This window comes from Jatrophihabitans sp., assembly GCF_036389215.1.
Taxonomy (GTDB): Bacteria; Actinomycetota; Actinomycetes; order Mycobacteriales; family Jatrophihabitantaceae; genus Jatrophihabitans_A.
The window spans coordinates 1-8,066 of record NZ_DASVQG010000181.1 but is presented as its reverse complement, the minus strand read 5'-3'; the positions used below and the strand labels follow the sequence as shown (position 1 = coordinate 8,066).

Below are 8,066 nucleotides of genomic sequence, written 5' to 3'. Positions count from 1 at the left end.
GGAACTGCCGGCCGACGTCCTCGCCGAAGGGATGGCCGGCGCCTTCGGCTGCCTCCACCGCGGCCAGCAACGCCCGCTGGCAGACCTCCGAGATCGGGATGTGGGCCGCTTTGACCCGGCGTTCCAGATCATCAGGCAGGTACACGTTCGCTCGGCCCATTCCAACCACCTTCATCGTATGCGCAGGTATGCACACACTATGCTACGAGGCTCGCAAGGACTAGCCCATCTCCATCGCGGCGTTGACCTCGGCCAGGGTCTGATCAGCGATCTCGCGGGCCCGGGCACTCCCACGACGCAGGATCTCGACGGCGTCATCGGGCCCGTAGCCGGCCCGCCTGGCCCGGATCGGGGCGAGCACGTCGTTGACCGCGTCGGTGACCACCCGCTTCAGTTCGGCCGCTCCCCCGGCGCCGATCCGGTCGGCGACCTGCTGCGGGTCCAGGCCCAGGCACAGCCCCGCAAGGATGAGCAGGTTGGCGACCTCCGGCCGGCTCTGCGGCTGGTACCTGATCCGCCGGTCGGAGTCCGTCCGGGCACCCCGGAGCTTGACCGCGACCTGGTCGGGGCTGTCGGCCAGCGCGATCGCGTTGCCCAGGCTCTTCGACATCTTGCGGCCGTCCAGCCCCAGGAGCGTGCCGACCTCGCCGAGCAGTGCCTCGGGCAGGCCGAACACCGGACCGTAGCGGTCGTTGAACCGGCGCGCGATGGACCGGGTCAGCTCCAGGTGCGGCAGCTGGTCCTTGCCGACCGGCACCAGGTCTGCCTTGCAGAACAGGATGTCGGCGGCCTGGTGCACCGGGTAGGTCATCATCAGCCCGTTCACCGATGACCGGCCGGCCAGCCGGATCTCCTCCTTCACGGTCGGGTTGCGGTCCAGCTCACCGGTGCTGACCAGCGACAGGAACGGCACCAGCAACTGGTTCAGGGCCGGCACCGCGCTGTGCGCGAAGATCGTGCTGGGGCCGGGGTCGATCCCGCAGGCCAGGTAGTCCAGCACCATCGAGGTGCGCAGCTGCCGGAGGTTCTCAGGCCGGTCCCGGTCGGTGATGACCTGGTAGTCGGCCACCACCACGAACAGCTCGCAGCCCTGCTGCTGCAAACGGACCCGGTTGGCCAGCGTGCCGAAGTAGTGCCCGAGGTGCAGGCCACCGGTCGGGCGGTCACCGGTCAGTACCCGGCCGGTCAGCATCGGGCCAGCCGCCGGTGCGGTCATCCCGGCCGGTCCGGTTGTTACCGCGGGTGCGGTCGTTGCCATCGATTCCTCCTTGTCAGGAGGGGCAATCCCAGCCGGGAGCACAGCAGAAGGGGCCGTCCGGCGGGACGGCCCCAGGGTGCGATAGTTCGCCAGGGTGGGTGAAGAGCCGTCCTTATACGGACGGCCGCCAGCTACCAGTGGCAGGCACCGGGCAGCTGGACATGGCCCTACGGTAGCAAGAACCAAGCGGGCGCGGCGAGGTTCAGGCGCTCTTGGACGCTGCCTTCTTCGCCGGAGCGGCCTTCTTCGCAGCCGCTGCCTTCTTGGCCGGCGCCTTGCTGGCGGCGGCTGTCTTGGCCGGCGCCGACTTCTTCGCCGGGGCCTTCTTCGCCGGGGAGCTCTTCGTGGCCTTGGCAGGTTCGGCCTCGCCCTGCTTCGACTCAGCCGATTCGGCCGCGCCGTCCTCGCTCGCCGTGCCACGGGCCCGGTCGACGCTGCGTTGCAGCGCGGTCAGCAGGTCGACCACCTCACCGGTCTTGCCGGCCTTCGGCTGCTTGTCGGTGCCGGGCAGGGTGGCCGACTCGCCGCGCTCGAGCTTGGCGTCGATCAGCTCGACGACCGCCTCCCGGTAGTTGTCGGAGAACTGCTCCGGCTCGAAGTCCGCGGCCATGCTCTCGACCAGCGAGGCAGCCATCTTCAGCTCCTGCGGGCGCAGCTCGACATCGGAGTCGAGTATCGCGAAGTCGGGCTTGCGCACCTCGTCGGGCCACAGCATGGTCTGCAGCAGGATCGCCTTGTCGCGGACCCGGAGCACGGCCAGCGTCTCCTTCTGCCGCAGCGCGACCTTGACGATCGCCATCCGCTCGGTCTCGATCAGCGCCTCGCGCAGCAGCGCGTACGGCTTGGCAGCCTTGGCGTCGGGTTCCAGGTAATAGGTCTTGGCGAACAGGATCGGGTCGACCTGGTTGCTCGGCACGAACTCCACCACGTCGATCTCGTGGCTGGTGGCGACCGGCAACTGGTCGAGGTCCTCATCGGTGAGGATCACCAGCTGGCCGTCGCTGGTCTCATAGCCCTTGGCGATCGCGTCGAAGGCGACCTCTTCACCGCAGACGCTGCAGGTGCGCTTGTAGCGGATCCGGCCGCCGTCCTCCCGGTGCACCTGGTGGAAGCGGATATCGTTCTCCTCGGTGGCGGCGAACAACCGCACCGGCACGTTCACCAGCCCGAAAGACACCGCGCCCTTCCAGATGGCTCTCATCCCTACTCCTCACGGTGGTGCCGACTTGTCCCCACAGGCAGCATGACCCTATGCGACCGATGCTCGCCACACCCGGTCCACAGCCAATTGACGAGGACTGGCTGCATGAAGTCAAGTGGGATGGTATGCGAGTACTGGCCGACGTCACCGCAGCCGGCCTGCGGCTGGTGTCGCGCACCGGCCGGGACGTGACCGTCAGCTTCCCGGAACTGGCCGAGGTGACCGCGAACGTCAAGGACGCCCTCATCGACGGCGAGATCATCGCGCTGCGCGAGGGGGTGCCGTCCTTCGCCGCGCTCGCCGACCGGATGCACGTCTCGGACGCCCGCCGCGCCCAGGAACTCTCCCAGTCGCAGCCGGTGACGATGATGGCCTTCGACGTGCTGCGGCTCTACGGCGTCGAGCTGATCCAGCGCCCGCTGGTCGAGCGCCGGACCAGCCTGGACCGGCTGAGCCTGCCCGAGTCGACCTGGCGCAGCTCGCCGGTCTATGACGACGGGCCGGCCCTGCTCGCGGCCACCCTGGACCGGGGCCTGGAGGGCGTGGTGGCCAAGCGCCGACGGTCCACCTACCAGCCCGGCCGGCGCAGCCGTGACTGGATCAAGACGGCGCACCGGCTGCACCAGGTGTGCCTGGTGGGTGGCTGGCGGCCCCAGATCGGTGCGCCGCAGGACATCGGCGCCCTGCTGATGGGCATGCCGGACGGCGCTGGCGGGCTGAGCTTCGCCGGCCGGGTCGGCAGCGGGATCAGCCGGGCCGCCAACGAGGAGCTCAAGCAACTGCTGGCGCCGCTGCGGCTGGCGCGCCCGCCGTTCAGCACGGAGGTCCCCCGGGTGGACGCGGCCGGCGCCAGCTGGTGCGAGCCGGTTGTCGTGGTCGAGGTTCGCCACCTGGGCTGGACGACCGGCGACCGGTTGCGCCAGCCCGTCTTCCGCGGCGTCCGGACCGACCTCGACCCGTCCGAGGTGCGGCGTGAGTCCTGAGGCTGACGACCAGCTGGTCAGCATCGACGGCCACCAGTTCAAGCTCAAGCGGCTGGACAAGGTGCTCTACCCGGAGGCCGGCACCACCAAGGCCGAGGTGCTGGACTACTACGCGCGGATCGCGCCGGTGCTGCTGTCACAGCTCGCCGACCGGCCGGTGACCCGGATCAGGTGGCCCGACGGCACCGACAGCACGCCGTTCTTCGAGAAGAACGTGCCCAGCTACGCACCGTCCTGGCTGCGTACCGTCAAGCTGCCCACCCCCGGCTCCTCGCGCAACCGGGAGACCCTGGTCTTTCCGGTGCTGCGCGGGACCGCTGACCTGATCTGGATGGCGAACCTGGCCGCGCTGGAACTGCACGTCCCGCAGTGGACGGTCGGCCCGCGCGGCGCGGTCCGCAATCCCAACCGGCTGGTGATCGACCTGGATCCCGGGCCGCCGGCGGGCCTGGCCGAATGCGCCGAGGCGGCCCACCTGATCCGGGACCGGCTGGCCGAGGACGGCCTGACGGCGATTCCGGTGACCAGTGGCAGCAAGGGCCTGCAGCTCTACGCCCCGCTGGACGGTTCACAGTCCGCCGACCTGGTGATCGGCTATGCCAAGCGGCTGGCCGAGACACTGGCCAGGAGCCACCCGAAGCTGGTGGTGTCGAACATGACCAAGGCCTTGCGGGTCGGCAAGGTGCTGCTGGACTGGAGCCAGAACAACCCTTCCAAGACGACGATCTGCCCGTACTCGCTGCGCGGCCGGGCCCGGCCCTGGGTCGCGGCGCCCCGCACCTGGGAGGAACTCGCCGCGCCCGGTCTCAGCCAGCTGGACTCCGCGGAGGTGCTCCGCCGGGTGCAGGCAGAGGGAGACCTGGCGGCCGGCCTGCTGCAGGGCTCGGCCACCCTGCCGGTCTGACCGCGGCCGGCGGTCGGCGATCAGCGATCAGGCGTTCCGGTCAGCGATCAGGCGTTCCGGTCGGTGGTCAGGCGTTCCGGTCGGTGGTCCCGGACGAAGCGGGTGCGTAGCCGGCGCACCGCAGCACCGGCAGCCTCGGGTAGCGCGGATAGGCGGCGTCCACACTGGCCAGCAGGCAACGCAGGTAGCTCGGGCCGCGCCGGGTCTGGTTGACCCTGGCGTGGCCGCAGCTCCCGCACAGTCCGGCGGCGATCATGCGCTGAAGGGTAGCCGGACGGCCTGGGCAGCGGGTTCAGCCGGCCCCGCAGAAAGTTCGCCTGCCTAACGACCCCGGAATAGGATGGCCGGGTGCCGCCGACCCCACCAGCCAGCCAGCCGTCCTGGCTGCGCCGGCTCGCCGGCTACTGCCTGCGTCACCGGTTCGACCTGTTCGGCTCGTTCGGCGCCGCGCTGGCCGGTTCGCTGGTGCTGGCGGCCGTTCCGCTGATCGTCAAGCACGTCATCGACATCGTCAGCCAGCCGCAGCAGCCCGGCGTGCCGCGGGCGTCGGTCGCGCCCTGGGTGGCGTTGCTGGTCGGCGTCGCACTGGTCCAGTACGTGCTCACCTTCGTTCGCCGGTACACCGCCGGCCGGCTGTCCCTAGACGTCCAGTACGACCTCCGCGCGGACGTGTTCACCTCGCTGCAACGCCTGGACGGTGCGGCTCAGGACGCCCTGCAGACCGGCCAGGTGGTCAGCCGCTCGATCAGCGACGTCGGTCTGGTGCAGGGGCTGCTGTCCTTCCTGCCGATCCTGACCGGCAACGCCCTGCTGTTCCTGATCTCGCTGGTCGTCATGGTGTGGCTCTCTCCGCTGCTGACCCTCGTGGCGCTGGCCATCCTGCCGGCGCTCGCGCTCATCACCCGGCGCTCCAGTCGCGACCTGTTCCCGGCCAACTGGTCGGCCCAGCTGCAGGCCGGTGAGCTGGTCGGCCAGGTCGAGGCCGCGGTCACCGGTGTCCGGGTGGTCAAGGGCTTCGGCCAGGAGCAGCGCGAGGTGCGCGAGCTCAGCAGCCGGGCCCGGACCCTGTTCGCCGAGCGGATGCGGGTGGTGCGGCTGCAGGCCATGTACTCCACGGCGATGACCGCCGTGCCGGCGCTGGGCCAGATCGGGGTGCTGCTGGTCGGCGGCTGGCTTGCGCTGCACGGCCAGATCACCCTGGGTACGTTCCTGGCGTTCTCCACCTACGTCGGCCAGCTGGTTGCTCCGGTCCGGGGCGTGACCGCGCTGCTCACCGTCGGCCAGCAGGCCCGGGCCGGCGTGCAGCGGGTGCTGGAGGTGATCGATTCCTCCCCCGAGGTGCTCGACCCGCCGGACCCCCAGCAGCTGCCCGACGGGCCGGTCGGGCTGCGCTTCAGCGACGTCGGGTTCGGCTACACCCGCTCCGAGCCGGTGCTGCGCGGCTTGGAGCTGAGCGTCGAACCGGGCGAGACGCTGGCCATCGTCGGCGCCGCGGGATCGGGCAAGTCGACCCTGGCGATGCTGATCCCGCGCTTCTACGACGTGCACGCGGGGTCGCTGAGCGTCGGTGGCGTGGACGTCCGCCAGGTACGGCTGGCCGACCTGCGCGCGGCCATCGGCATGGTGTTCGAGGACAGCTTCCTGTTCTCCGACACGATCGCCGCCAACATCGCCTACGGACGCCCGGAGGCCGGCCACGACCAGATCGTCGCAGCGGCCGTCGCGGCTGAGGCGGCGGGCTTCATCGCCGACCTGCCGCAGGGTTATGACACCGTGGTCGGCGAGCGCGGCCTGACGCTGTCGGGCGGTCAGCGCCAGCGGATCGCGCTGGCCCGGGCACTGCTCACCGATCCCAGGATCATGCTGCTCGACGATGCCACCAGCGCCGTGGACCCCCAGGTCGAGGCCGAGATCCTGGCCACCCTGCGGCAGCTGATCAGGGGCCGCACCACGGTGCTGATCGCGCACCGCCGCTCGACGCTGTCGCTGGCCGGCCGGATAGCGGTGCTGGACAACGGCCGGGTGGCCGACATCGGCGGGTTCGAGGAGCTCATGGACCGGTGCGCGCTGTTCCGGCTGCTGCTCGGCGGCCCCGGTGAGGACGCCGAAGGCATCGACGCCGGCGAGCTGACCACCGCCGAACCGATCGATTCCTCCGTGGTGGACGGGGTCACCACAGCGCTGTGGCAGCCGGTGGCCATCGACCCGGTGGCGAGAACGTCCGACCAGGTGCGCAAGGCCGCCGAGGCCGCGCCGACGGCCGGCGGCGGCCGGGGCTGGTTCGGGGCGGTACCGGCCACCGAGGAGCTGCTGGCCAAGGTTGCCGCGCTGCCGCCGGCCACCGATGACCCCGGCATCGACGAGGCCGCGGCCCGGGCCGCCGATCCGGAGTTCGGCCTGCGCCGGCTGCTGGCGCCGGTGCGGCTGGCCTTCGCGCTCGGCATCGGCCTGATCGGGCTGGACGCGGTGCTGCAGCTGCTGTTGCCGGCGCTGATCCGGACCGGTATCGACCGGGGCGTCGCCGAACACCGCTCGTCCGTGCTGTTCGCCGTCTCGGCGGCGGCGCTCGTGGTGCTGCTTGCCGACTCGGTCATCAACGCCGCGGGCCAGCGGCTGACCGGGCGCACCGGTGAGCGGCTGCTCTACACCTTGCGGGTCAAGGCATTCGCGCACCTGCAGCGGCTCAGCCTGGACTACTACGAGCGCGAGCTGGGCGGCCGCATCATGACGCGGATGACGACCGACGTCGACGCGCTGTCGAACTTCCTGCAGACCGGCCTTGCCTCGGCGCTGATCAGCGTGCTCAGCCTGGTCGGCGTGCTGGTCGCCTTGGTGTTGCTCGACGCCGAACTGGCGCTGGTGCTGGTGGTGGCGCTGCCGGTCCTGATCGCGGCCACCCTGGTGTTCCGGCGGCTGTCGGTGCCTGCCTACGTCGAGGCCCGCGAGCGGGTCAGCACGGTGAACGCGCAGTTCCAGGAGAACATGGCCGGCGTCCGGGTCGCGCAGGTGTTCAGCCGCGAGAAGCACAACGCCAGCGCCTTCCTCGGCGCCGCTCGCAGCTACCGGAATTCCAGGATGCGGGCCCAGGCCTACATCGCGGCCTACTTTCCGTTCGTGCAGTTGCTCGCCGATCTGTCGGGTGCGGCAGTGCTGGCCTTCGGCGCCCACCGGCTGGCTCACGGCACCCTCTCCGCCGGGTCGCTGATCGCCTTCTTCCTCTACCTCGAGGCCTTCTTCGGACCGGTCCAGCAGCTGTCGCAGGTCTTCGACGGCTACCAGCAGGCCTCGGTGGGGCTGTCCCGGCTGAAGGACCTGCTGCGCACCCCGACCGGCACCCCGGAGCGCCCGGCGCCTCGACCGGTGCCGGCCCTGCGAGGCGAGATCGCGCTGTCGGGTGTCGATTTCAGCTACCAGGCAACGGCAGAGCCGGCCGTCCGCGGGATCGAGCTGCACATCCCGGCCGGGCAGTCAGTGGCCCTGGTCGGCCAGACCGGCGCCGGCAAGTCCACGCTGGTGAAGCTCATCGCCCGGTTCTACGACCCGACCGCCGGCGCGGTACGGGTCGACGGCCAGGATCTGCGGGAGCTGTCGCTGACCGGGTACCGCCAGCACCTGGGCATCGTTCCGCAGGAGGCCTATCTGTCGCCGGGCACGATCCGCGACGCGATCGCCTACGGCAGGCCGCAGGCCACCGATGCCGAGGTGGAGCGGGCCGCCCGG

Annotated in this window: 6 protein-coding genes; 3 read left to right on the top strand and 3 right to left on the bottom strand. The window is 70.8% G+C overall.

What is annotated here, in order from left to right:
• Window positions 1-220: 220 nt before the first annotated feature.
• Both trpS and VF542_RS09380 read right to left on the bottom strand, forming a co-directional pair.
• The gene (gene trpS / locus VF542_RS09385; RefSeq protein ID WP_408651439.1) at window positions 221-1,258 is read right to left on the bottom strand and encodes a tryptophan--tRNA ligase; all 1,038 of its coding nucleotides are present in this window, start codon (window positions 1,256-1,258) and stop codon (window positions 221-223) included.
• A gap of 202 nt (window positions 1,259-1,460) precedes the next feature.
• A complete protein-coding gene (locus tag VF542_RS09380) occupies window positions 1,461-2,459 on the bottom strand; it encodes a Ku protein (protein ID WP_408651438.1) in 999 nt (332 codons plus the stop codon).
• A 50-nt stretch (window positions 2,460-2,509) separates the two neighbouring features.
• On the opposite strand from VF542_RS09380, the gene ligD (VF542_RS09375) reads away from it, so the two are divergent.
• Window positions 2,510-3,442: a non-homologous end-joining DNA ligase gene (ligD, locus tag VF542_RS09375; RefSeq protein WP_408651437.1), complete on the top strand. Its 933-nt coding sequence runs from the start codon at window positions 2,510-2,512 to the stop codon at window positions 3,440-3,442.
• Window positions 3,432-4,346, top strand: coding sequence for a non-homologous end-joining DNA ligase (ligD, locus tag VF542_RS09370; RefSeq protein ID WP_408651436.1), 915 nt, complete (start codon window positions 3,432-3,434; stop codon window positions 4,344-4,346). Before ligD (VF542_RS09375) ends, ligD (VF542_RS09370) begins: the two co-directional genes overlap by 11 nt.
• Before the next feature lie 67 nt (window positions 4,347-4,413).
• Here ligD (VF542_RS09370) and VF542_RS09365 read toward each other — a convergent pair whose 3' ends face one another.
• Window positions 4,414-4,602 carry a hypothetical protein gene (locus VF542_RS09365; RefSeq protein ID WP_408651435.1) on the bottom strand — a complete coding sequence of 63 codons (189 nt, stop codon included), beginning with the start codon at window positions 4,600-4,602 and terminating at the stop codon, window positions 4,414-4,416.
• A 92-nt stretch (window positions 4,603-4,694) separates the two neighbouring features.
• Between VF542_RS09365 and VF542_RS09360 the strand changes: the two genes are divergently transcribed.
• Window positions 4,695-8,066 (top strand): ABC transporter ATP-binding protein (locus VF542_RS09360; protein WP_408651434.1); only part of this gene is annotated, 3,372 nt, incomplete at its 3' end.